The following is a 24,108-nucleotide window of genomic DNA, read 5'->3' on the forward strand; positions in this document are numbered from 1 at the left end:
AAGAATATTGAAACTGCACAGGTGTTTGAAAAGAGTGAAGTTAAGGTATGGGAATGCCGTAACTGTGGACATATTGTGGTAGGAACAAAGGCACCGGAGGTATGTCCGGTATGTAATCATCCACAGAGCTATTTTGAAGTACATGAAGAGAATTATTAAAGTGGAAGGAGATTATGCATATTGCAACATGCATTAATATGGAAATGCTAAAAGAATTTATACATATTAAGGATACAGAATAACATAAATTCAACAGTAGTATATGTAGAATAAAAGAATATTTTCTTAATTTTTCCACATAATAACTCCAAAGCTTTTATTTAGCAAAACGGGATTTTGCCAGACATAAGAAAAAGCAAAATCACTATAAATTTGATAATGGAGGAAAAGTGGGTATATGAAAGCAACAGGTATAGTCAGAAGAATAGACGATTTGGGAAGAGTTGTAGTTCCTAAGGAAATCCGACGGACTCTTAGAATTAGAGAAGGTGATCCCATGGAGATTTTTACTAATAGAGAAGGAGAAATAATTCTGAAAAAATATTCTCCAATAGGTGAAATTGACAGTTTTGCCAAGCAATATGCGGAAAGTCTTGCACAGGTGTCAGGATATCGTATAGTGATAACTGACAGAGATCAGGTAATTGCCGTAGCAGGAGGAACCAAAAAGGAATTAATAGGCAGAGGAATTAGTAAGGAATTAGAAAATCTCTTAGAAGCAAGGGAAAATCTTACCACAGAAAATGGAGTTGAAAAGGCTATACCAATAGTTGAAGGTATGGAAGCACCTGAGATGGATCAGATTATTTATCCAATAATATGTGAAGGTGACATAATAGGAAGCGTAATCATTCTTTCAAAGGATGAAAAGCAGAAGGTAAGTGTCACGGAGCAGAAGTTAGCAGGAGTGGCGGCTGAATTTCTCGGACGCCAGATGGAAGCATAAAATATTATAAAAGCCCGAAATTGTTATAAACCTAGTAAAGACTAGAAAATACTATTGTAAATAACAGTTTCCGGGCTTTTATTTGCAATATAAATAATAAGGAGTAATTGAAAAAATATAATTGATAACAGCAAAAAATATTAAATTGACAAAAATATTTATAAGTGACAAAATACCATTAATAATAAACGTGACAGGAGTGTATATTTACACGGAAAGGATGAAAATATGTACATTGCAGATAAAAAAAGATATGAAAAAATGAAGTATTCAAGGTGCGGAAACAGTGGATTAATGTTGCCACAGGTTTCTCTGGGACTATGGCATAACTTTGGTTCTAACGGAAATTTTGATAACATGACAGAAATGTGCTATACCGCCTTTGACAATGGAATAACTCACTTTGATTTGGCTAATAACTATGGACCAGTAGCAGGAGCGGCAGAAGAAAATTTTGGAAGAATATTAAAGAGAGGGCTTGATGCATACAGAGATGAAATAATTGTTTCTACTAAGGCAGGATACGGTATGTGGCAGGGACCTTACGGTGATGGGGGAAGTAAAAAATATCTTGTGGCAAGTCTTGATCAAAGTCTTAAAAGAATGGGACTGGATTATGTTGATATTTTTTATCATCACAGACCTGATCCTAATACGCCTTTAGAGGAAACAGTGAGAGCCTTAGACGGAATTGTAAAAAGCGGTAAAGCTTTGTACATAGGCATTTCAAATTACAATAGAGAACAGACCATGGAAGCTGTTAAGCTGTTTAACGAATATGGAACACCTTTTATAATAAATCAGAGAAGATATTCCATTTTTGACAGAACAATAGAAAATGACGGATTAAAAGATTATGCTGCTTCTAATGGAATAGGAGTAATAACATTCTGTCCGTTAGAGCAGGGAGTATTAACAGACAGATATATTAACGGTATCCCTGAGGACAGTCGTGTCCGTACAGATGGACGTTTCCTTAAAGAAAATGCCATAACTGAAGAAAAAATAAACAGGGTTAAGGCATTAAGAAAAATTGCAGCAAAAAGAGGACAGACTTTAGCGCAAATGGCATTATCATGGATTTTGAGAGATGGTGATATTACCAGCGTGCTAATAGGAGCTTCAAGACCGTCACAGATTCTTGATAACATTGGATGTATAAATAATACAGAATTTTCCAAGGAAGAAAGAGAAGCTATTGATAATATAAGTTTAATGTAATTAGCATAATAAATAACTAAAAAATAGTATTCGGAAATTAAAGACTTTTTAAACTTTAGTTTCATGAATACTATTTTTTTACCTTTAACATAAAAACGATTTTAGTAAAAATATCTATAAAAATTATTAAAAAACAGTAAAATTTTGATAATTTACCTAAAAATATTCTATTTTTTCTAAAAAGAAATGAAATTATAATAAAGTTAGTCAATAAAGACAGGGAAAAAACAACAATATTAACAAATAGGAGGAATATTAAGATGAGAAGATCAAAGTTTTTAACAGTTTTAGTTGCAGCAGCCCTTGGAATGTCAATGGTAGGCTGCGGATCATCAGGAGGAAGTTCAGGAGGAACTTCAACCGGTTCAGTGGCAAATAAGGATAAGCCATTATGCTGGTTTAACCGTCAGCCGTCAAACAGCTCCACAGGCGCTCTTGACACAACAGCACTTAATTTCAACAAAGATACATATTATGTAGGATTTGATGCTAACCAGGGTGCAGAACTTCAGGGACAGATGGTATTAGATTACATTAAGGCAAACATCGACAAAATCGATAGAAATGGAGACGGAATAATCGGTTATGTTCTTGCCATCGGAGATATCGGACACAATGATTCAATCGCACGTACATGTGGTGTTCGTACAGCTCTCGGAACAGCTGTAAAGAAAGACGGAAGTGTTGATTCATCACCGGCAGGAACCAACGTAGACGGCAAATCAAAAGCTGTACAGGATGCAACTTTGGAAGTTAATGGAAAGACATATACAGTCAGAGAGTTAGCATCACAGGAAATGAAGAATTCAGCCGGTGCAACATGGGATGCAGCAACAGCAGGAAATGCCATTGGAACATGGACAGCTTCATTTGGCAAACAGATTGATGTAGTTGTATCAAATAATGATGGTATGGGAATGTCAATGTTTAATGCATGGGCTAAGGACAACAAGGTTCCAACATTTGGATATGATGCTAACAGCGATGCAGTAGCAGCTATAGCAGAAGGATACGGCGGAACAATTTCACAGCATGCTGATGTTCAGGCATACCTTACACTTAGAGTTCTCCGTAATGCACTTGATGGTGTAGATATTGATACAGGAATTGGAACACCTGACGATGCAGGAAACAGCCTTACAAAGGATGAAGATTACAGATACAGCGAAGAAGAAAGATCATATTACGCATTAAACGTTGCTGTAACAGCTGACAACTACAAAGATTTTACAGATTCAACAAAGATTTACGACAAGGTTTCAAAAAAGCTTGATTCAAGCAAGAGCGCAGAAAAGAAAGTATGGCTTAACATTTACAATGCATCAGACAACTTCCTTAGCTCAACATACCAGCCATTACTTGAAAAGTATGATGACCTTCTTAACCTTAAGGTAGACTATATTGGTGGTGACGGACAGACAGAATCAAATATTACTAACCGTTTAGGTAATCCGGGTGAATATGATGCATTCGCAATTAACATGGTTAAAACAGATAATGCAGCTTCATATACATCAATTCTCTCAAAATAGAGTTAAAGGTAAATTGAAATAATTAACAGGAAGGGTGGCGAAATAAAGCCTCCCTTCTTTGAAAAAGAAAGAGGAAGTGTAGATATGGTGGAAGATAAGAATGAATACATCCTGTCGATTAACGGCATGAGTAAATCATTCGGCCGAAATAAGGTTCTGAAACATATTAATTTGAATGTTAAACCGGGATCAATAATGGGCCTTATGGGTGAAAATGGAGCAGGTAAATCGACAATGATGAAATGTCTCTTCGGAACCTATCAAAAGGACGAAGGAACAATAATATTAGACGGAAGGGAAGTTAATTTTTCCGGTCCAAAAGATGCTCTTGAGAACGGGGTTGCCATGGTTCATCAGGAACTTAATCAGTGCCTCGAAAGAAGCGTTGTTGACAACCTGTTTTTAGGCAGATATCCTAAAAACTCATTAGGCATGGTTGACGAAGGAAGAATGAAAAAAGAAGCTTCCGATTTATTTAGAAAATTAGGAATAACTGTTAATATGACACAGCCAATGAAGAAAATGTCTGTGTCCCAGAGACAGATGTGTGAAATTGCAAAGGCTATTTCATATAATTCAAAGGTAATCGTACTTGACGAGCCTACATCATCATTAACAGCACCGGAAGTAGAAAAGCTGTTTAAAATGATGAGACAACTAAAAAGTCAGGGAATTTCATTAATATATATATCTCATAAGATGGACGAAATTTTTGAGATATGTGATGAAATTTCTGTTTTACGAGATGGAAGTCTGGTAATGACTAAGGACAGCAAAGATACAAATATGAATGAGCTGATATCGGCTATGGTTGGTCGTTCCTTAGATAACAGATTCCCACCTGTAGACAACAAACCGGGAGAAGTGATTTTCTCAGTGGAAAATCTTTCTACAAAATATGCACCAAAACTTCAAAATATTTCTTTTGATATAAGAAAAGGTGAAATATTTGGATTATACGGTTTAGTTGGAGCCGGTCGTACAGAACTCCTTGAAACTATATTTGGTGTCAGAACACGAGCAGCAGGTAATATAATGTATGATGGAAAAGTAATGAATTTTTCATCACCTAAAGATGCCATGGATCATGGATTTGCTTTAATAACGGAAGAAAGAAAAGCAAACGGTCTTTTCTTAAAAGGAGATATTACATTTAATACTACCATTGCAAACATGAATCATTATAAGAGAGGCATTGCTTTATCAAAGGATGACATGGTTCGTGCAACAGCAGAGGAAATAAAGGTAATGCACACCAAGTGTATGGGACCTGATGATATGATTTCAAATCTTTCAGGAGGAAATCAGCAAAAAGCAATATTTGGTAAATGGCTTGAACGTTCACCAAATGTATTTATGATGGATGATCCTACCAGAGGTATTGACGTTGGCGCAAAATATGAAATATATGAGTTGATTATTAATATGGCTAAACAGGGAAAAACAATAATAGTTGTTTCATCTGAAATGCCGGAGATATTAGGAATCACAAATCGTATTGGCGTAATGTCTAATGGACATCTTGCAGGAATAGTTAATACAAATGAAACAAATCAGGAAGAATTATTAAGGCTTAGTGCTAAATATTTGTAGGAGAGAGGAGTATTTAATATGGCAGAGAAAGGTGTTATTCTTTCGGTTGATGAAGAACAAAAGCTTCTTAAGCCGATAGATGAATATGTTGGAAAAATACAGAAACAAATAGATTCCTTACGTGCAGATGGTTCAGATAAAGTCAGAAGTTTAAAGAACCACATGGCAATTGTAAAGGAAAACAAGAATTTAACTAAAGAAGAAAAGGCAAAAATTATTGAAAGTGACAAAAAGGCTTTAGAAAAGGCAAAGGCAGTTGAAAGCTCAAACAAGAATGAAGTTTCAAAGCTTATTGCCCAGGCAGAAGAATATCTTTCAAAAAATTATGACAGCCAGTATTACAGTAAAGTTTCAGCTAGTTGTGAAAGTGAAAAAGCAGTTGAAAAAACAAATTATGAAAAAGTTTGTGCTGAATTAAAAAAGGAACATGAAGCTGCTTTAAGCAAATTATCAGATTCAGAAGAAATTAAAGACGAAAAATATGTTTATAAAAATAAATTATATGATGCTAAGATGACTCATGAATCAAAATGTCAGGAAATTAAAGACAGAAAACATGATGCATATATGCATAAGTATCATTTAATTGATTTGCTGCGTACATCAAAGTATACATTTGCCCAGAAGATGCAGCAGAGAATGGAGAATTATAAATATACATTTAATTTATCACAGTTTTTATACAAAAACGGTTTGTATATTGTAATTATTTTGATTTTTATTGCATTATGTGCAATTACACCGGTAGTTAAAAATACACAGCTTCTTACATACACAAACATACTTAATATTTTACAGCAGGCATCACCAAGAATGTTCTTAGCCCTTGGAGTTGCAGGATTGATTCTTTTAACAGGAACAGACCTTTCTGTTGGACGTATGGTTGGTATGGGCATGGTTGCTTCAACAATTATAATGCATAATGGCATTAACACAGGTGGTGTATTCGGACATATATTTGATTTCTCCAATATGGCACCTGCTGGAAGAGCAGTATTTGCTTTAGTTGTTTGTATTATTCTTACAACATGCTTTGCAATGATTGCAGGTTTCTTTATGGCGAAGTTTAAGATGCATCCGTTTATATCAACTATGGCTAACATGCTTATTATATTTGGTCTTGTAACTTATGCAACAAAGGGTGTTTCATTTGGTGCCATTGATCCGGCAATTCCAAATATATTTATTCCACAGCTGGGAGGATTCCCAACAATTATTTTGTGGGCAGTAGTTGCAATAGCAGTTGTATGGTTTATCTGGAATAAGACAACCTTTGGAAAGAACTTATTTGCAGTAGGTGGAAACCCTGAAGCAGCATCAGTTTCCGGTATATCAGTATTTAAAGTTACAATGGGAGCTTTCATTCTTGCAGGTATCCTTTATGGATTCGGTTCATGGCTTGAATGTAACAGAATGGTTGGTTCCGGTAGTGCAGCTTACGGACAAGGATGGGATATGGATGCCATTGCAGCCTGCGTAGTAGGTGGTGTTTCATTTACAGGTGGTATTGGTAAAATCTCAGGTGTTGTAACAGGTGTTCTTATATTTACATCTCTTACATATTCACTTACAATTCTTGGAATTGATACAAACCTTCAGTTTATTTTTGAAGGAATCATTATTCTTGCAGCAGTAACACTTGACTGCCTTAAATATGTACAGAAGAAATAATGGAAAAGTAATAAAATTTTTTAAATGATAAATGCTAAAAGTCGTTCTAATTGTCTAAGGGCAGTTAGGACGATTTTAGCATTAATTATTTTATTTGATTTAATTGTTTGTTATAATAATTAAATAGAAATACAGGATAAAATAACTATTAAATAAGGAAAGTATTATGGATAAATATAAGGTCATTCTAGTAGATGATGAAGAAGAAGTTATTGATGTAATTAAACAAAAAATAGCCTGGGACCAGCTGGGATTTCAGGTAGTTGGCAGTGCAACTAATGGAGTAAAGGCATTAGAGCTTGTTGAAAAGACACAGCCGGATGTGGTTATTACTGACATTAAGATGCCTTATATGGATGGCCTTGAGTTATCTAAAAGGCTTAATGATGATTACAGAAATATTCACATTATTATATTTACGGGATTTGATGAATTTGAATATGCAAAGGAAGCAGTTCATCTTGAGGTTGAAGAATATATGTTAAAACCCATCAATTCCCAGGAATTAACTGAATGTTTAAAAAGGGTAAAAAATTCATTAGATGTAGAAAGAGAAGAAAAATTAAATGTTCAGAAACTTGAGAATTATTTTAATGATGTACTCCCAATACTTCAGACCAATTTATTTGTTTCATTAATTGAAGGAAGAGTTGATGAAGGGGAATATTCAAAATTTGTGGATTCCTATAAAATTGATTTTAGGGGGCCATATTATTGTTGTGCGATTTTCCATACATCTACCCATAATGTTCCTGAAAATATGGAACCTTTGTTACTGTCTATGTCTGTTGAAAGGGAAATAAAGGAAAGAATTGCCGAAAGACTAAATTGCAGGGAATTTATTTATTTAGGAAATACGTTATTAATTGTAGAATTAAGTTCTAAAGAAAAAATGGTGGAATTTACGGATATTTGTGACAAATTCTGCAAATGGGTAAACAGGGTTATCGGTGCCGTGGTTACAGCAGGTATAGGCAGAATGTGTGATAATATATTAAACATAAACAGTTCTTATGAAGGAGCAAGAGAGGCAGTATCATACAGGGTTTTATATGGAACCAACAGGGCAATTAATATAGAAGAAATTGCACCTAATGAGCAAAACATGACTATACAGTCAGAAGATTCAAAAATGCATGATTTATTTAAGGCAATATATTTAGGAAACAGTAAATCCATAGAAGATGCAGTTAGCAGGGAAATAGAAAAATTACACAAAAATGCTAATACAGTCAGCCAGTACAATTTAGTAATAATGGAAATGGTAGGGGCATTTTACAGATTTTGTGCCAACAACTTTATGGACTTTAACGACTTTTTAAATGGAATAGATAATCCTTATGAAAATGTTCCCCAAATGGACGAAAACACCTTGGAATCATGGTTAATTGACTGTTCATTAGGTGTAAGCGGGAAATTAAAAAGTGTCCGAAACAGCAAGTCAATGAGTTTAGTAAATGACGGAAAGAACATAGTAAGGGACAGATATATGGAACCGGATTTATCCTTAGATAAAGTATGTTCTTTAATGGGAGTATCAAATTCATATTTTTCATCTGTGTTTAAAAAGGAAGTAGGTAAGTCCTTTGTTACATATCTTACAGATTACCGAATGGAAATTGCTGCAGGATTAATAATGGATACAAATGAAAAAAGCTACAAAATAGCTGAAATGGTGGGATATACCGACGCCAATTACTTCAGTTATGTATTTAAGAAAAAATATGGAGTATCTCCATCTAAATATAGAAATGAGAAATTAGGTAAATAATTACGGGAAATATGGCAATAGTGGATAAAATAAAAAAAGCAGACGGGAAAAATAAAAAAGGCGGCATAAGGTCTTTTCGTGAAGGAACGGTGAGATTTGATATTCAGTCTATTATTATGGCAGTTTTAACCACATTAACGATTATTACTACTATAATTATGGGACTGCTTATTTATAACAGATTTAAGATTTCAGCGGAAGAAACCTCTGTGTCCGGTGCAGAAGACATTATAGATAGTGTAGTAGATAAAATAGACGGAGACCTTCTTGAAATTAGGCAGATCTCAAATGTGGCAAATTATAATATTGTTCAGCAATATGATGTATCAGACCAAATGCTTAATAAAGAGTTTAGTTTATTATATGAAATTAATTCGGACAAAATACAAAGTATGGCATTATATGATACTTCCGGAAAGCTTATTGCAGCTGAACCTGTAGCATCAGAGAAAGAAAATGCCCATGTAAAACAACAGGATTGGTTTTCCAATGCCACAGATGAAATTGAAAACATCCATTTTTCCACACCCCACATACAGAATTTATTTACCGACGGAGCTTTTAAATATTACCGGGTGGTATCCCTAAGCCGTTCCGTAGATATTAATGATGGGGAAACGCCGGTTAGTGGTGTCTTACTTATAGATATGAAGTATTCCATTATAGAAGAAGCTTTAGATAGAATTAATGAAGATACAAATGGAATATATTATTATTTGTGCAACAGCGATGGAGAATTAATTTATCATCCAAGAAAGGTGGAAATAGACAGGGGAATTATTTCGGAAGACAGTACCCGGATTGCAGGCTATGAAGATGGAACCTATGAATTAAATCTCAATGGAGGCAGGGCAAACTATATTATAAGTAGTATTGCCTATACAGGATGGAAAGTTGTGGGTGTGGTTCCTGATAAAATTCAGACAATAAGCATAAATAAATTCAGGTATTACGTTATCATAACCATTATTTTCTTAATCATGATGCTTCTTGTGGTAAACAAAATAGTATCGGGAAAAATATCCAGACCTATATTAAATCTTAATGATTCAGTAAAATCCTACGAGGCAGGGGGTAAAAACAGAATATACATTGGAGGTTCCTCGGAAATCAGGGATTTAGGATATTCAGTACAAAAATCCTATGAGCAAATTGAGGACTTAATGAAGGAAATCATAAGACAGCAAAATGAACGAAGAAAAAGTGAAATGGATGCCCTACAAAGCCAGATTAATCCTCATTTCTTATATAATACATTGGAGTCCATCACATGGATGGTTGAAGCCGGCAAAAACAAAGAAGCGGTATTTATGATTTCTGAGCTTGCCAAGTTACTTAGAATAAGTTTGTCAAAGGGAAGAACCATAATTAAAATATCCGATGAATTACAGCATAGCAAAAGCTATATGAATATACAGATGGTAAGGTATAAGGAAAGATTCAAAATCAGATTTGACGTGGATGATGAAATTAACGACTATTGTATTGTCAAACTTGTTATACAGCCGATACTGGAAAACGCCATATATTATGGTGTGGGAGACATTGATATAGATGACGGCGAAATAGTTGTTACAGGTAAAAAAATAAATGATGATATATTTATAACCGTGGAAGATAACGGAATGGGAATGAGAGAGGAAGTAGTTGAGAATATACTTAAGGATAATAGTAAAACCCCTAAGCATGGTTCAGGAGTAGGGGTTATAAACGTTCATTCAAGGATTAAATTAATGTTTGGAGACCAATATGGCTTAAGTGTAGAAAGTGAAGCAGACGAAGGAACAAAAGTTACCATTCACATACCTGCAATTCCTTTTAATGAAGAAAACAGAAAAAATCTGGAAAATCAAAACATAGGAAGGAAGGATGAAAATGAAAAAAAATAAGATGGCCTTTCTCATTACGGAAATAATATTGTGTATGTTGGCAGTATTATTCACATATAGAATATTTGACCATGAAACACCGGAAAAAAAGATTGCAGTTATTGTGGAAAATTCCGGTGATAAAAACTGGGATTCGTTAATAAATGGTTTAAAAAGTGCGGCAAAAGTTAATAACTTACATTTAATTATATGTAACACAGATGATATTTATAGCTTTCAGGACGAAAAGGAACTGATGAAAGAACAGATTGACAATGGGGCAGAGGGATTTATTATCTGTCCGGCTCCCGGATCAAACACAAAAAATGAAATAAAGAAAATCTGTGGCGATATTCCATTTATATTTATAGTGGAAGATGCTTTTATGGGAGATGACGGGGAAAAATCGGGTTATCCTGTAATTAAGCCTGACAATTATAAAATTGGTTACAAGTTAGGAGAAAGCATTGTTAATGATTCAGCCAGAGGAAAAACAAAGGAAATAGGAGTTATTTTAGACCAGCACGAAAAAGAAAAAACTGTCAACACATACAAAGGTTTTATGGATGCCATAGAAGATTCAGATATTAAGGTGGCATGGACTTACAGTGGAATACGGGACCAGGATATTTGCAGCATTGTGAAAACCAAATCAAAGGTAGATTATCTGGTGGCAATGGACAATTATTCCTTAGATGAATTGGGAGCAAACAGTGAAAACGGGGTGTACAATGGGGCACAGATATACGGTATAGGCAGCAGCGAAAAATCCATAAGTTTGTTAGATAACGGAAATGTAAATTGTATTGTTGCTATTGATAGTTATGATATAGGTTATAGAAGTGTTATGGAAATTTCTAAAAAGCTTAACAAATTATTTTATGAAATGAAAAGTTACAATGTTAAGGTAAAAGTAATTTATCAGAAAGATTTATTTACTGATGAAATGGAAAGGTTTTTATATTCTTATGAGTAAAATAAATAAGAAGGCAGTTATTGCATTTGTAATGGGAATTGTACTTATATGTACCGCTACAGGATGTAGTCAGAAGAAAAAAAGCAGAGATGACTTTTTAAAGGTGGGTATAGTTACATATACTCAGGATGATCCTTTTATAAATGCAATGGTAGAAAAGGTTAAGGAAGATTTAAAGGCCATGGAAAGTGATGACATGAAGATAATTGTGTCAGGAAGAAATGGCGATGATGACCAGAGAAATCAAAATGAATTAGTTGAAGAAATGATAGATGCAGGATGCGATATAATGTGTGTCAATTTGGTGGACAGAACTGCACCGGGGAAGATTATTAAGCTTGCCAGACAAAATAACATACCTATAATTTTCTTTAACCGTGAGCCTGTAAGGGAAGATCTTATGCAGTGGGACAAGCTATATTATGTTGGTTGTGCTGCAGAGCAGTCAGGAGTTATGCAGGGAGAAATCGTTGCAGATTATTTGGCGAAACATCCGGATGTGGATAAAAATAAAGACGGCAAAATACAATATGTTTTATTAGAGGGTGAAGCAGGACATCAGGATGCCATAAGCAGAACAGATTGCTCAGTAAAGACAATTATACAAAATGGAATTGACTTGGAGAAATTAAGCTATCAGTTTGCAGATTGGAACAGAGGTCAGGCGGAAAACAGAGTTACCCAGTTAATAAGTCAGTATAAAAACAGAATAGAACTGATTATTTCCAATAATGATGAGATGGCATTAGGAGCCGTTGCCGCATACAAAAAATCGGGGTACGGAAAGAAAGAGATGCCTATAATATTTGGAATTGACGGATTAGAGGATGCTTTAGAGGCAATAAAAAACGGGAAAATGCAGGGAACAGTGTACAACGATAAAGAAGACCAGGCTATGGAAATAGCAAAATTAGTGGTTGATGTTTTTAAAGGAAACAGTTTGCAAGGTCACAACTTAAATCAGGGCAAATATTATGTTTCCCAGTATAAAAAGGTAGATATTGATAGTGTAGATAGTTTTATAGGAAGATAAGGAGCACAGGAGATTTATATGGAGGATACATGGATTAGGGAGTTTTATAATGAAACAGACCCGGAAGCAAGACTGGAAATTTTAAATGACCATAAATTAGAAGATGAAATAGGGCTTTTTATGGAAAAATTATGGATTGCCAGGTACGGAAAAAGAAAGCCTAAGAAAGATTTGTTTATGGGTTATCTTATGCAGATGAAAAGTCTGTCTGAAAGAAATGCAATGGATATAGGGGGAAGCAAAAAGAAAGAGCTATATGAAATTATCAATGGATTATACCTGTTTAATGCCTGTGAAAGAAGCACTAAGGAGCAGGAAATTTTGTTTCTTGAAATGAAAAATGTATTTTTAAAGTTTATAGAAACCAGTAAAAACGGAAGGGGATTTACATCTGCTGTGTTTGGTCTGGGGCAATTATCTGATGAAGGAGTGGCAAAAAAGATTGCTGAACAAATAAGTGCAATTGCCTTTTATACCCCTCATATGTTTCACTTAGACAGGGAATTTGAGATTTTTCAGAATGCAGCCTTATCTGCATACAGAGAAAAGTACCCTAACAGGGAACATTTTCTTACAAAATAAAATTTGTTTATGAGAAGGAACTATCCCTTAAATTAATATAAAAAGCATTTAAAAGGATAGTTCCGGGAGGATATTATAAGGTGTTTATAAATTTTTTAAAGGATGTAAGTCCGTCAGGGGTACACTTATAAACACCGGCATCTTCTAAAACTTTTATGAAAACTTTTCCTATTTCATCCTGTAAAACGGAAAATATATTATCACATGTTATGTCATTTCTATGGGTCAGAATGTCTTTGACCCATTTTTCATGTTTTGCTATGTGACTATTTGAGGAAATGTCCTTTTCATTTATTATATAATTTGCCAGCAGATTCATTTCCTCTTTAAGCCTTGATGGAAGAACTGCCAGTCCCATTACTTCTATAAGCCCGATATTTTCTTTTTTAATATGGTGTAGCTCTTCATGAGGGTGATATAATCCAAGGGGATGCTCTTTAGTGGTAATATTATTTCTGAGAGTTAAATCCAGCTCATATTTACCATCTCTAAAACGGGCAATTGGGGTAATGGTATTGTGAAGCCCGTTGTCTGTTTTGGCAAAAATATAAGCATCACTGTCAGTGTAACTACGCCATTTATTAAGAATGTGTTCAGCTAAGTCTATAATATCTTCAGTGGAATCTGAAGTAAGTCGTATCACTGATAAAGGCCATTTTAATATGTCACAGGAAACATTAGGGTATCCCTCTACATTAAATGAATATAAGGATGAAGCCTTTGCCATGGCAAAAGTATAATTTCCTCCCTGAAAATGGTCATGGCTTAGTATGGAGCCTCCAACAATTGGAAGGTCTGCATTAGAACCAATAAAATAGTGAGGAAACATTTTAACAAAGTCAAAAAGCTTTACAAAGGTGGATTTGTCTATCTTCATAGGAACATGCTCACCATTAAACACAATACAGTGTTCATTGTAGTACACATAAGGGGAGTATTGAAGATACCACGGGGTACCATTAAGAGTTAAGGGAATAATCCTGTGATTTTCCCGGGCAGGGTGGTTTACATGACCTGCATAGCCCTCATTTTCCTTACAAAGAAAACACTTAGGATAGTCAGAGGACTTAACATTCTTTGCAGCAGCAATTGCCTTAGGATCTTTTTCAGGTTTGGATAAATTAATGGTAATGTCTAATTCTCCGTAATCAGAATTAACTTTCCACTTTAAGTCTTTTGCAATTCTGTCTAAACGAATATAATTAGTATTGCAACTGAAATTATAGTAAAAATCTGTTGCAGCTTTAGGGGATATTTCATAATGCTTTTTAAAATTCTCCTGAACCTGTGAAGGCATAGGAGTGATACAACCCATTAATTTAGTATCAAATAAATTCCTGTAGGTTATGCTGTCAGGTATGAGATTTTTTTCTACTGCAATATCAGTTAAAGACTTAAGTATTTCATTAAGAGAGGGAAGGTCATTATCTATATCAGGATTTGAAAAATAATCCCTGTTATATAATGAAATAATAGTATTTATGCAGTAATATTTATCCGCCTCTTTAATTAAATCTTTCCTTATTCCGTAAGTAACTAATTGTTTAATATATGTATCTAACATACTTTGGTACCTCCCACGTTTCTAATGGATAAAATATGACAGGAATCAGTTCCAAAAACTTTTTCTATATATTTTTTATATTCATCAACAATACTGTTTTTTACGAAAACCTGAATGGTTCCGGCAAATCCACCGCCGTGAACACGGCACACACCGTCATCACCCAAAAAGTTTTCCGTAAGGGTAAGTGCCAGGGAAATAGGCTGATTTGTGGCATCCTTTGGAGAATAAATATTTTGAAGAAGTTTATAAGAAGAATCTCCGGATTCCTTTACAGTGTGCAAAAATTCCTCAAACTCGTAATTCTTTAATGCCTTACTTTCAACCTGAACACGTCTGTTTTCGTTAAAGAAATGAATTGCCCTAAGAATTGCTCTTGAACTGACTTTTTTAGAAAGCACGGGAATTTCATTAAAAAATTCCTCGCTATTTATTTCACCTAACAAATTTTTACCCATGGCAGCGGCAACTTCCTTCATTTCATAAGGAATGCTGGCATAATCATCTGTTAAATCAGCATGGGAACCCTTTGTGTCCACGATACAAAGAGAATATCCCTCTTTATTCAGGTCAAAATTAACCTGTTCTATAACAGGTTTTTCCGGATTCTTGAAATTAATGTGAACAAAATTACCTACTGAACATGCCATCTGATCCATTAATCCGCAAGGTTTTCCAAAAAACTGATTTTCAGCATACTGACCGATAATGGCAATATCCACAGGAGAAATAGTCATGTTGTTAAAAAGCCCTGAAAGAATAGTGCCTATAAGGGTTTCAAATGCAGCAGAAGATGAAAGACCTGCACCGTTTAACACATCACTGGTTATGCAGGCGTTAAATCCTCCGATTTTAAAGCCGTGATTAGTAAAACCATTTAATACCCCTTTAATAATGGAAGTTGTAGTGCCTTCTTCCTCTTTGTTGTATTAAATATTATTTAAATCAATTTCTATAGGTGCATATCCTATGGAATATATATTAATCTTATTATGGGAATTGTTAGAAACTATAGCTATGGCATCAAGATTGATGGAAGCAGCAAGAACCTCGCCATGCTGGTGGTCTGTATGATTACCGCCTACTTCCGTTCTTCCTGGAGCACTGTATATTTCAACGTCTGTGTCACCAAACAAAGAAATACTTTTATTAATCATATCAGTATAACGTTTTCTCTGATAATTAATGGCTTCCCTATTGTCCGGGTAAAGCTTTATCAATACATCGTCAAATTCTTTATTTTCAAATTTTCTTAATATTTCTCCTGAGTTAATCATTTTGTACCTCCGAATCTATCATTTTTAGTAAATATATAATAAATTTAGTAAAAAATCAACACTTTCACGAAAATATTTACTAAATTTTTAAAAAAACTAGTAAAATTTATAAAAATAATATATACTTGTAAAAGATGTAATACATAACGTGGAGGTTATATATGGCAAGGATTAAGGATATAGCTGAAAAATCAGGAGTAAGTGTATCGGCAGTGTCAAGAATACTTAACAATGATCCTACATTATCAGCTTCATTAGAAACTAAACGGAAAGTAATGAAAGTGGCAAAGAAGCTGGGGTATAAAAAAATACCCAAAGCCAGCAAAGCCCTGTTTAAACTGGGAATTTTACAATGGTTTTCACCAAAGCAGGAAATGGAGGACAGTTATTACTTAGATATTAGAAGAGGTGTAGAAGATTTTTGCCTGAAAAACAGCGTGGAAATAGTAAGAACCTTTAAAACTGATGTTAATTACCTGGAACAGTTAGAAAGTGTCGACGGACTAATATGCATTGGAAAATTCAGTGATATTGAAATAAAGGAATTAATAGAAATAACAGATAATATAGTATTTTTGGATATGCCTGTTAAAAATTATCTGGCATCTTCCATTACAATGGACTTTAAAAAGGCTGTTTATGATGTTATGGAATATTTTGAAGAATTGGGACATAAACAGGTGGCATTTTTAGGAGGAATGGAATATCTGGATGAAAATACGGAATTTGAAGATGACAGAAAAAGATATTACTGTGAATTTTGTGAAAGTCGTGGATATGAATACGAAAAATGGTTAAAAACAGGTATGTATTCCGTAGATTCAGGCTATGAAATGATGGAGGAAATAATAAAATCCGGAGACTTGCCTACCGGGGTATTTGCAGCCAGCGACCAGATTGCCATAGGAGCCATAAAGGCACTGGGAGATTATAAAATTAATGTACCGGAAAAGGTGTCAGTTATGGGATTTGATGATTCAGACATATGTCGTTATTCCACACCGGAGCTTGCCACGGTACATGCTCCTGCATATGAAATGGGACAATATGGTGTAAATATTTTGTTCGCAAATTCCAATTTAAGCCGTAATGCACCCATTAGAATAAAAATGGCATGTAAACTTGTTAATAGAAAAAGCTGTGGAAAGGTAAAATAGTAAAATGAAAAAAGAAGAGTTTGGAAGGGTATCAGACAATACAGTTGCAACGTTATATACGTTGGAAAACAAAAATGGAATGAAAGTGAAAGTCACGGATTTTGGGGCAACTTTGGTTTCCATAGAAGTTAAGGATAAAAATAATGTTTTAACGGATGTGGTTTTAGGCTACGACAGTGGGGCGGAATATGAAAATTCTGATACATTTTTTGGAGCAAACGTATGTAGAAATGCCAACAGAATATCAGATGCTAAATGCGGGATAGAGGGTGTAGAGTACAAACTTGAAGCTAATGATGGAAAAAATAATCTTCATAGCGGAAAAAACTGCACTGCCCATAAAATGTGGGAAAAATGCGGGGAAGAAAATGAAAACAGCATATCTTTCAAGATATTAAGCAGGGATATGGAACAGGGATTTCCCGGAAATATGGAGATTATCCTTACATATACACTGTTAGATGATAACACCCTTAAGCTGTCATATAAGGCAAAAACAGATAAAACAACAGTGGCAAATTTTACAAATCATTCCTACTACAACTTAAATGGTCATAGCAGTGGCAGTATATATAATCATGTACTAAAACTAAATGGAAAATATTTTACCCCGGTGAAGTCAAAAGAATCCATACCTACCGGTGAAATTAGAAACGTACAGGGTACACCATTTGATTTTACAAAGGGAAAAAACATAGGAAAGGATATTCACTGTCAGGATGAACAGCTGGCATTTGGAAGTGGATATGACCATAATTTTGTTATAGATAAAGAAGGCAATGAGTTAGTAAAGGCAGCCACAGTTTATGGCGATAAGTCGGGAATTGTAATGGAATTATATGCAGACACTCCGGGAATACAGTTATATACTGCAAACTTTGTGGAGAATGAATCAGGGAAAAATGGGGCAATATATCAGAAAAGAGAAGCTTTTTGCTTAGAACCTCAATATTTTCCAAATCACATAAATGAAAGGAATTTCAAATCGGGAATATTGTTGCCTGATGATGAGTATCATTTGAATATACAGATGAAATTTTACACAAGGCAGAAATAAGGGAAAACCCCATAAAATAGGCAGTTTTCCTTGACAAAGGATATTAAATAGAGTATAAACTTTATAGATGATGAGAGAAGAATCTCATTAATAATCAAGATAATTATCAAGGAGGAATAACGATGAACAAGACAGAATTCGTAGCAGCTATCGCAGAAGAAGCTGGAATTTCAAAGACAGACGCAGCTAAAGCAGTTAAGGCTTTCACAGACGTTGTAGTAGAAGAAATGAAGAAAGGTGAAAAGATTCAGTTAGTTGGATTTGGTACATTTGAAGCAGCTGAAAGACCTGAACGTCAGGGAATCAATCCTGCAACAAAGGAAAAAATCACAATTCCTGCAGCTAAGGTTCCTAAATTCAAAGCTGGTGCAGCTTTAAAGAACGCTCTTAACTAATTTGTAATATATAGATTTTGAAACACATCAGGTGTTTCGAAATCGTAGTTGACCAGCCATGAAATGGCGTGATTTGCGAAGCAAATTTATGAAACGGTAATCCTACACCGTTTCGTAAGTTATAGTTATTGAAAGCATTGCGTACTTACAACTTTTGTGAGTACGCATTTATTTTTTTTATTATATTTACATTAAAAAAAAGGAGGCACAGAAATGAGAATAGATAAATTTTTAAAGGTATCAAGAATAATAAAAAGACGTACAGTTGCCAATGATGCATGCGATGCCGGAAGAGTTTTAGTAAACGACAAGGTGGTTAAGGCATCCTATGATGTTAAGGTAGGTGACATTATACAGATACAGTTTGGACAAAGAACCGTAAAGGTAGAGGTGTTAAATTTAAACGAGATGGTAAAGAAGGAAGCCGCTTCAGAAATGTATAAGGATTTAAGCTGATAAGGCAACTTAAAAGCATAAATTATGTTATTGTGAATATATTGTCCTATAAGAAATTTGGGGTGGTTATCCTATGGAACAAAGTAATATATCAAAATCTCACAAACTTTCAATGGACAATAGAAAACGCCTTACCCTTACAGGCATAAAAGATGTTGTATCCTTTGATTTAACCCAGATTCTGTTAGAATCAACCTTGGGAATGATTCATATTAAGGGTAGTGACATTAAGGTTACAAGACTTAGCCTTGAAAAGGGAGAAGTAGATATTGAGGGAACGGTAGACAGCATTGTTTATTCAGATGTTAAGGATTATGGAAAAAAAGGAAAATCCATTCTTAAAAGGATGTTTAAATAATGAGCGGGCAGATAAGTGAAGAGGCAATGCTTATACTTATGAGCATTTATGGGGGAATTGTTTTAATAATATGCTACGATGTAGTGCGGATATTAAGGCGGATATTTCCTGCAAAGCTGTTTAGGGTAATAGTTGAAGATGCCATTTACTGGACTTTTGCATCAATATTTATGTTTAACATATTTTTAAGATACAATTATGGAAAACCACGTTTTTTCTCTGTGATTATGGCTCTTGGCACCATGGTGGTTTTTGAATGGATTATTGGCAGGAAAATTATAGATGCTTTAGCATTAAGAATAAAAAAACTTGGCAGAATTTTAGCAAAGCCATTGAAAAAGTTATGTAAAGTGGTTAAACTTATATTTTATAAGGTAATTAAAAATATAAGAGCAAAGAAGGAAAAAAAGAATGCCGGAAGAAAGCGGAAGAAGAGCCACGTCAAGGCTAAACACCATAAGGCAAAAAAGAATAAAGAGTAAAAGAATGATACTTTCCATATCTTTTGTGGTAGTTGCTTTTTGTATAGTAATGGGCATACAAATGTATAACCAGTACAAAACCTTAAATGAACTAAAAGCACAGGAAAGCAAGCTACAGAAGAAGTATGAAAAGGAATTACAGCTGTCAGAGGAACTAAAGGAAAGAGAAGAATATGTAAAGACTGACAGTTATATAGAAGAGATGGCAAGGAAGTTAGGATTGCTTTATCCTAATGAGGTTATTATAAAGCCGGAAGAATAAATTAAAAGGTTTCGAGGATGTTACTAATTAGCAGTCCTTGGAACCTTTTTAAGTTGATGTCGAAAATTATAAGGATTATCAGCCTTTATTTTGACAAAAAAAAACTTTGACAGGGGGTATACTTTCTTGTGTAAAAAATAAGCAAGGAGGGAGTAATGAGCCGAAAAATACTCAAATTATTTTTTCTACTAATGATAGGAGTGGGAACCTGCATAGTCCCAATGCTTGGATTTTTTCCTATAGCAGAAAGCTACTACAGTGCGCTATGCATAGTAAAATTTTTACCTTTTGTGGCATGGCCCATAATGGTAGTTACTATATTTAAGTGGGGGGGATTATTAGCAGCAATAAAATATGGAACAATGATGGCAACAACAGGCTTGTGTGTAAGCGGATATAAAAAAGGAGTGGCCGAATACAATCCATATATTGCGGCGGTAATAGTATCTATAGTAGCAACGGCTGTGGAAGCAATGGACTGGGCTATGAATGGAATGGTTAAGCGGGAGTTATATGGATTAGTTCCTATAGTAATGCTTACATGGTCAACCACCATAATATTTACATACTTTGTAAAAAAGGTTATGTATTATTACCCAAGAGACAAAAATTATCCCGGAGATTACAAGAATCTGGAAAATGAAAAGAATGAGGGAATGATAAGAACATCTGAGGCTTTTAAAAGTCTGGCAACGGAAATAAAGAAAATGTCAGCCTTTGAGCGGAATCAGGAAATTCCTATGGAGGGGGTAATTGAGAGAGAAATTGAAGGAAATATATGCAGAGGGTGTGAAAATGGGCAGATACAGTATTTGGAAAGGGCCAGATTGAATTATCTTTGGTACAACAAAATGTTGGAAACCAGGGAGGCAATGGCGATACAGCTAAATGAAATGGCAAAACTTTTGGAGTATTATACCAAACCCATGTATGATGAAACAAAGGTTTTGTTTGGAATGAATGACTATTTAAAGCATAAGCTAAGAGAAAGAAAAATACTTACCAGAAAAATATCCATTAATGAAAATGGAAAAGGACGGCTGGAGGTTCGCATGATGGCAAAGAAAAGGGCTAAAGGAGACATAAAAGTAGAATTAATGGAAAATGTTGTGTCTGAAGCCTTAGGAAAGAAAATGCGGGCATCTAAGGAGAACATAATGGATTTAAGAGAGGATTTTAGTCAGTATTGTTTCTTTGAGGAAGTTTATTTTATGACAATTAGCGGAACAGCAAGAAGAACAAGGGAAGATGAAGAATGCTCCGGGGATAACTTTACAGTGATGGAAATGAATACGGGACAGACATTTATGAGTATATGTGATGGGATGGGCTCAGGAAAGAAAGCCAAACAATACAGTGAGATGATAATTGATATGCTTGAACATTTGTCTGAAAGCGGTTTTTCTGAAAGTACGTCACTTAAACTGATTAATTCAATACTTCTTGCAGGAAATCAGTGGCAGGAGCCTACTGCGGTGGATATGGCATTAATAGACCAGTATTCCGGTATTTGTCAGTTTCTAAAACTGGGTGCGGCGTGCACATATATTAAAAGAGGAAGCTGGGTGGAATGTATCAAATCCACATCCCTTCCCATGGGAGTGTTTCAGGAGGTGGATGTAGAGGCAATAACAAAAAAATTATATGATGGAGATTTTGTAATAATGATTTCGGATGGCATTGTGGATGCCCTGAAATGTGAAGATAAGGAGGAGGCAATGGGACGTTTGATTATGGAAATAAATACTTCAAGTCCAAGAGAAATGGCATTACATATTTTAAGCAGGACACTGGCAATGACAGATGGAATCCCGAAGGATGACATGACGGTGCTTTGTACCGGAATATGGGAAAAAATTGGAGGAGGAGGAAACTAAATGAACGAAGTTCATTTATAGGAATGTTTCCGACGAATTGCCGCTGACCGAAGGGAGGGGGCGTTACATTATGTAGGAAACTAAATGAACTATATATATTTGACAGAAAAACCACCATAAAGTATATTAGAAATATGGTTGAAAAGGTTTTTAAATTTATAAAAGAAAATAGAATATTTGACAGTGGAGACAGCGTCATACTGGGAGTTTCAGGAGGCGCTGACTCCATTTGTATGCTTACAGTTTTATGTAAACTAAAACATAGATTAAATCTTAAACTTTATGTGGTACATGTTAATCACGGAATAAGGGGAGGGGATGCCCTGGAAGACGAAAACTTTGTGAAAGAATTTTGTGAAAAGGAAAATCTCTCTTTTTTTCCATACCATATTAATGTGCCTGAAATAGTAAAGAAAACCGGTATGTCGGAGGAGGAAGCCGGCAGAAGGGAAAGATACAGAATTTTTTATGAGCTGGCAAATGAACTAAAGGCTGATAAAATCGCAGTGGCACACAATTTAAATGACAATAGTGAAACAATACTGTTTAATATGTTCAGAGGCACGGGAATTAAGGGAATGACAGGCATTCCGGTACAAAGGGACAAAATTGTGAGACCACTTCTTTGTGTAACAAGGGCAGAAATTGAAGCATATTTAGACAGTTTAAACATTAGTTATTGTATGGATATAACAAATAAATCTACAGAATATACAAGAAATAAAATCCGATTGGAGCTTTTGCCCTATATAAAAGAAAATATAAATAAAAAAGCTGAATATAATATTGTAAATGCGGCTGAAAAATTAAGTGAAATTAATGATTATATGGAGCAGCAGGTTGATGCAGAATATAAAAAATATGTAAAGGGTAATTTAATTTTAAATGAGGGAGAATTTCTCCATCCCGCTGTTAAAAATCAGGTTATAAGGCGGGTTATTGAAAATCAGGCAGGCTGCCTTAAGGACATAATGGATGTTCATGTAAGGGACGTTGCCACATTATTTAAAGGTCAGGTTTCAAAAAAAATAAATCTTCCTTATAATCTTATTGCAGTAAAGGAATATGACGGAGTTATAATAAAAAAAGCTGAAAATAAACAGCAGGATTTCAAGGAAAAAGTCCTAATTGATAAGGGCAGGATTTTTAAAGACGACACAGTAGAAATTGTTAGTGAAAATAATGGATTTAACAGGGAAAATATAAAGGAATTAGTATATACGAAATGGCTTGATTATGATAAAATAGATAAGTTAATTCTGAGAACAAGAGCTAAGGGTGATTACATTGTAATTGATGATAACGGCAGGAAGAAAAAACTCAAGGAATATTTTATTAATGAAAAAATAAAAAAAGAGGATAGAGATACCATGCCGCTGTTAGCTGACGGAAACCATATTGTGTGGATTCCGGGATATAGAATCAGTGCATATTATAAGGTTACACCGGAAACAAAGAACATTATAAGAATAAATTATAAAAATAAGGAGTAATACTATGAGACACAAAATAGCAGAGTACATTAGTGAGGAAAAGTTAGACAAAAGAATCAGGGAACTGGCAGCTCAGATAAGTAAGGATTATGCCAAAAAGGAAATAAGATTAATTTGCATTTTAAAGGGAAGTGTTTTTTATACATGTGAACTGGCAAAGAGAATAACAGTTCCGGTAACACTGGATTTTATGAGTGTTTCAAGCTACGGCTCAGGAACTGAAAGCTCAGGAACCATTACAATTAAAAAGGATTTAGATGAAAGCATTGAAGGTCTTGATGTTATTGTTGTGGAAGACATAATTGACTCAGGAAATACATTAAGCAGACTTATTCCTATGTTAAAAGAGAGAAAGCCTGCAAGTCTTAAGGTTACTACATTGTTAGATAAGCCGGATAGAAGAGAAGTAGATGACGTAAACGTTGATTACGTAGGATTTGAAATTGAAGACAAATTCGTAGTAGGCTATGGTCTTGATTACGATCAGAGCTACAGGGATTTACCATATATTGGAATAGTAGAATTATAATACATTTA

24 protein-coding genes are annotated in these 24,108 nt (G+C 34.6%); 21 read left to right on the forward strand and 3 right to left on the reverse strand.

From position 1 onward, the window contains the following. The 11 genes from Q5O73_RS10620 to Q5O73_RS03185 form a co-directional block, all read left to right on the forward strand. Nucleotides 1-159 (forward strand): rubredoxin-like domain-containing protein (locus tag Q5O73_RS10620; RefSeq protein WP_368076736.1); only part of this gene is annotated, 159 nt, incomplete at its 5' end. A gap of 238 nt (nt 160-397) precedes the next feature. Continuing rightward, nucleotides 398-946 (forward strand): stage V sporulation protein T, encoded by a 549-nt coding sequence (gene spoVT / locus Q5O73_RS03140; protein ID WP_186839905.1) that lies wholly within the window; start codon nt 398-400, stop codon nt 944-946. Nucleotides 947-1,174: 228 nt separating this feature from the next. After that, entirely contained in the window at nt 1,175-2,167 is a 993-nt protein-coding gene (locus Q5O73_RS03145) for an aldo/keto reductase (protein WP_302669018.1), read from the forward strand. A 260-nt stretch (nt 2,168-2,427) separates the two neighbouring features. Beyond that, on the forward strand, nt 2,428-3,699 hold the full coding sequence (locus tag Q5O73_RS03150; protein WP_021952142.1) for a substrate-binding domain-containing protein: 1,272 nt from the start codon (nt 2,428-2,430) through the stop codon (nt 3,697-3,699). Nucleotides 3,700-3,783: 84 nt separating this feature from the next. Beyond that, complete coding sequence (locus Q5O73_RS03155) at nt 3,784-5,292, forward strand: sugar ABC transporter ATP-binding protein (protein ID WP_021952143.1); 1,509 nt, start codon at nt 3,784-3,786, stop codon at nt 5,290-5,292. Nucleotides 5,293-5,310: 18 nt separating this feature from the next. Next, a complete protein-coding gene (locus Q5O73_RS03160) occupies nt 5,311-6,963 on the forward strand; it encodes a branched-chain amino acid ABC transporter permease (RefSeq protein ID WP_021952144.1) in 1,653 nt (550 codons plus the stop codon). 166 nt (nt 6,964-7,129) lie between these two features. Continuing rightward, nucleotides 7,130-8,734, forward strand: coding sequence for a response regulator (locus tag Q5O73_RS03165; protein ID WP_118589223.1), 1,605 nt, complete (start codon nt 7,130-7,132; stop codon nt 8,732-8,734). Between the two features lie 11 nt (nt 8,735-8,745). After that, nucleotides 8,746-10,623 (forward strand): sensor histidine kinase, encoded by a 1,878-nt coding sequence (locus tag Q5O73_RS03170; RefSeq protein ID WP_368074793.1) that lies wholly within the window; start codon nt 8,746-8,748, stop codon nt 10,621-10,623. After that, nucleotides 10,610-11,578 carry a substrate-binding domain-containing protein gene (locus tag Q5O73_RS03175; protein WP_302669019.1) on the forward strand — a complete coding sequence of 323 codons (969 nt, stop codon included), beginning with the start codon at nt 10,610-10,612 and terminating at the stop codon, nt 11,576-11,578. The genes Q5O73_RS03170 and Q5O73_RS03175 overlap by 14 nt, the downstream gene beginning before the upstream one ends. Next, entirely contained in the window at nt 11,571-12,611 is a 1,041-nt protein-coding gene (locus Q5O73_RS03180) for a galactose ABC transporter substrate-binding protein (protein ID WP_021952148.1), read from the forward strand. Before Q5O73_RS03175 ends, Q5O73_RS03180 begins: the two co-directional genes overlap by 8 nt. A gap of 18 nt (nt 12,612-12,629) precedes the next feature. Beyond that, complete coding sequence (locus Q5O73_RS03185) at nt 12,630-13,193, forward strand: DUF6553 family protein (protein WP_021952149.1); 564 nt, start codon at nt 12,630-12,632, stop codon at nt 13,191-13,193. A 73-nt stretch (nt 13,194-13,266) separates the two neighbouring features. On the opposite strand, the gene galT is transcribed toward Q5O73_RS03185, so the two are convergent. The 3 genes from galT to Q5O73_RS10630 all read right to left on the reverse strand — a co-directional run bounded on the left by galT (nt 13,267) and on the right by Q5O73_RS10630 (nt 16,034). Continuing rightward, on the reverse strand, nt 13,267-14,757 hold the full coding sequence (gene galT, locus Q5O73_RS03190) for a UDP-glucose--hexose-1-phosphate uridylyltransferase (protein ID WP_302669020.1): 1,491 nt from the start codon (nt 14,755-14,757) through the stop codon (nt 13,267-13,269). Continuing rightward, nucleotides 14,751-15,575 carry a galactokinase gene (locus Q5O73_RS10625; RefSeq protein ID WP_368076734.1) on the reverse strand — a complete coding sequence of 275 codons (825 nt, stop codon included), beginning with the start codon at nt 15,573-15,575 and terminating at the stop codon, nt 14,751-14,753. Before Q5O73_RS10625 ends, galT begins: the two co-directional genes overlap by 7 nt. 111 nt (nt 15,576-15,686) lie before the next feature. After that, nucleotides 15,687-16,034 carry a galactokinase family protein gene (locus Q5O73_RS10630; protein ID WP_368076735.1) on the reverse strand — a complete coding sequence of 116 codons (348 nt, stop codon included), beginning with the start codon at nt 16,032-16,034 and terminating at the stop codon, nt 15,687-15,689. A 161-nt stretch (nt 16,035-16,195) separates the two neighbouring features. Here Q5O73_RS10630 and Q5O73_RS03200 point away from each other — a divergent pair, with 161 nt between their 5' ends. The 10 genes from Q5O73_RS03200 (at nt 16,196) to hpt (ending at nt 24,100) form a co-directional block, all read left to right on the forward strand. Next, entirely contained in the window at nt 16,196-17,191 is a 996-nt protein-coding gene (locus tag Q5O73_RS03200; protein ID WP_302669021.1) for a LacI family DNA-binding transcriptional regulator, read from the forward strand. 4 nt (nt 17,192-17,195) lie between these two features. Continuing rightward, on the forward strand, nt 17,196-18,248 hold the full coding sequence (locus Q5O73_RS03205) for an aldose epimerase family protein (RefSeq protein WP_302669022.1): 1,053 nt from the start codon (nt 17,196-17,198) through the stop codon (nt 18,246-18,248). 122 nt (nt 18,249-18,370) lie between these two features. Continuing rightward, entirely contained in the window at nt 18,371-18,643 is a 273-nt protein-coding gene (locus tag Q5O73_RS03210) for an HU family DNA-binding protein (protein ID WP_021952154.1), read from the forward strand. Between the two features lie 213 nt (nt 18,644-18,856). Then, nucleotides 18,857-19,099, forward strand: coding sequence for an RNA-binding S4 domain-containing protein (locus Q5O73_RS03215; protein WP_302669023.1), 243 nt, complete (start codon nt 18,857-18,859; stop codon nt 19,097-19,099). Between the two features lie 73 nt (nt 19,100-19,172). After that, the gene (gene yabP / locus Q5O73_RS03220) at nt 19,173-19,457 is read left to right on the forward strand and encodes a sporulation protein YabP (protein ID WP_302669024.1); all 285 of its coding nucleotides are present in this window, start codon (nt 19,173-19,175) and stop codon (nt 19,455-19,457) included. After that, on the forward strand, nt 19,457-19,939 hold the full coding sequence (gene yabQ, locus Q5O73_RS03225) for a spore cortex biosynthesis protein YabQ (RefSeq protein WP_302669025.1): 483 nt from the start codon (nt 19,457-19,459) through the stop codon (nt 19,937-19,939). The genes yabP and yabQ overlap by 1 nt, the downstream gene beginning before the upstream one ends. Nucleotides 19,940-19,943: 4 nt before the next feature. Beyond that, nucleotides 19,944-20,201 carry a septum formation initiator family protein gene (locus tag Q5O73_RS03230; protein ID WP_021952158.1) on the forward strand — a complete coding sequence of 86 codons (258 nt, stop codon included), beginning with the start codon at nt 19,944-19,946 and terminating at the stop codon, nt 20,199-20,201. A gap of 155 nt (nt 20,202-20,356) precedes the next feature. Further along, on the forward strand, nt 20,357-22,078 hold the full coding sequence (locus Q5O73_RS03235) for a SpoIIE family protein phosphatase (RefSeq protein WP_302669026.1): 1,722 nt from the start codon (nt 20,357-20,359) through the stop codon (nt 22,076-22,078). A 134-nt stretch (nt 22,079-22,212) separates the two neighbouring features. Further along, nucleotides 22,213-23,571 carry a tRNA lysidine(34) synthetase TilS gene (gene tilS, locus Q5O73_RS03240; RefSeq protein WP_021952160.1) on the forward strand — a complete coding sequence of 453 codons (1,359 nt, stop codon included), beginning with the start codon at nt 22,213-22,215 and terminating at the stop codon, nt 23,569-23,571. Nucleotides 23,572-23,575: 4 nt separating this feature from the next. Next, on the forward strand, nt 23,576-24,100 hold the full coding sequence (gene hpt, locus Q5O73_RS03245) for a hypoxanthine phosphoribosyltransferase (RefSeq protein WP_021952161.1): 525 nt from the start codon (nt 23,576-23,578) through the stop codon (nt 24,098-24,100). The last annotated feature ends 8 nt before the right edge of the window (nt 24,101-24,108 follow it).

This window comes from Eubacterium sp. AF15-50, assembly GCF_934835595.1.
In the GTDB taxonomy this organism is placed as follows: Bacteria; Bacillota; Clostridia; order Lachnospirales; family Lachnospiraceae; genus Eubacterium_G; species Eubacterium_G segne.

Bases quoted from the DNA above. Each gene is read 5' to 3' on its own strand.
- Q5O73_RS03155 (WP_021952143.1), top strand. From the start codon at position 3,784: ATGGTGGAAGATAAGAATGAATACATCCTGTCGATTAACGGCATGAGT.
- Q5O73_RS03150 (WP_021952142.1), top strand. From the start codon at position 2,428: ATGAGAAGATCAAAGTTTTTAACAGTTTTAGTTGCAGCAGCCCTTGGA.
- Q5O73_RS03200 (WP_302669021.1), top strand. From the start codon at position 16,196: ATGGCAAGGATTAAGGATATAGCTGAAAAATCAGGAGTAAGTGTATCG.
- tilS (WP_021952160.1), top strand. From the start codon at position 22,213: ATGGTTGAAAAGGTTTTTAAATTTATAAAAGAAAATAGAATATTTGAC.
- yabP (WP_302669024.1), top strand. From the start codon at position 19,173: ATGGAACAAAGTAATATATCAAAATCTCACAAACTTTCAATGGACAAT.
- Q5O73_RS03145 (WP_302669018.1), top strand. From the start codon at position 1,175: ATGTACATTGCAGATAAAAAAAGATATGAAAAAATGAAGTATTCAAGG.
- Q5O73_RS10630 (WP_368076735.1), bottom strand. From the start codon at position 16,034: ATGATTAACTCAGGAGAAATATTAAGAAAATTTGAAAATAAAGAATTT.
- Q5O73_RS03165 (WP_118589223.1), top strand. From the start codon at position 7,130: ATGGATAAATATAAGGTCATTCTAGTAGATGATGAAGAAGAAGTTATT.
- galT (WP_302669020.1), bottom strand. From the start codon at position 14,757: ATGTTAGATACATATATTAAACAATTAGTTACTTACGGAATAAGGAAA.
- Q5O73_RS03160 (WP_021952144.1), top strand. From the start codon at position 5,311: ATGGCAGAGAAAGGTGTTATTCTTTCGGTTGATGAAGAACAAAAGCTT.
- Q5O73_RS03230 (WP_021952158.1), top strand. From the start codon at position 19,944: ATGATACTTTCCATATCTTTTGTGGTAGTTGCTTTTTGTATAGTAATG.
- Q5O73_RS03210 (WP_021952154.1), top strand. From the start codon at position 18,371: ATGAACAAGACAGAATTCGTAGCAGCTATCGCAGAAGAAGCTGGAATT.
- Q5O73_RS03205 (WP_302669022.1), top strand. From the start codon at position 17,196: ATGAAAAAAGAAGAGTTTGGAAGGGTATCAGACAATACAGTTGCAACG.
- Q5O73_RS03170 (WP_368074793.1), top strand. From the start codon at position 8,746: ATGGCAATAGTGGATAAAATAAAAAAAGCAGACGGGAAAAATAAAAAA.
- Q5O73_RS03215 (WP_302669023.1), top strand. From the start codon at position 18,857: ATGAGAATAGATAAATTTTTAAAGGTATCAAGAATAATAAAAAGACGT.
- Q5O73_RS03235 (WP_302669026.1), top strand. From the start codon at position 20,357: ATGAGCCGAAAAATACTCAAATTATTTTTTCTACTAATGATAGGAGTG.
- Q5O73_RS03185 (WP_021952149.1), top strand. From the start codon at position 12,630: ATGGAGGATACATGGATTAGGGAGTTTTATAATGAAACAGACCCGGAA.
- yabQ (WP_302669025.1), top strand. From the start codon at position 19,457: ATGAGCGGGCAGATAAGTGAAGAGGCAATGCTTATACTTATGAGCATT.
- hpt (WP_021952161.1), top strand. From the start codon at position 23,576: ATGAGACACAAAATAGCAGAGTACATTAGTGAGGAAAAGTTAGACAAA.
- spoVT (WP_186839905.1), top strand. From the start codon at position 398: ATGAAAGCAACAGGTATAGTCAGAAGAATAGACGATTTGGGAAGAGTT.
- Q5O73_RS03180 (WP_021952148.1), top strand. From the start codon at position 11,571: ATGAGTAAAATAAATAAGAAGGCAGTTATTGCATTTGTAATGGGAATT.
- Q5O73_RS03175 (WP_302669019.1), top strand. From the start codon at position 10,610: ATGAAAAAAAATAAGATGGCCTTTCTCATTACGGAAATAATATTGTGT.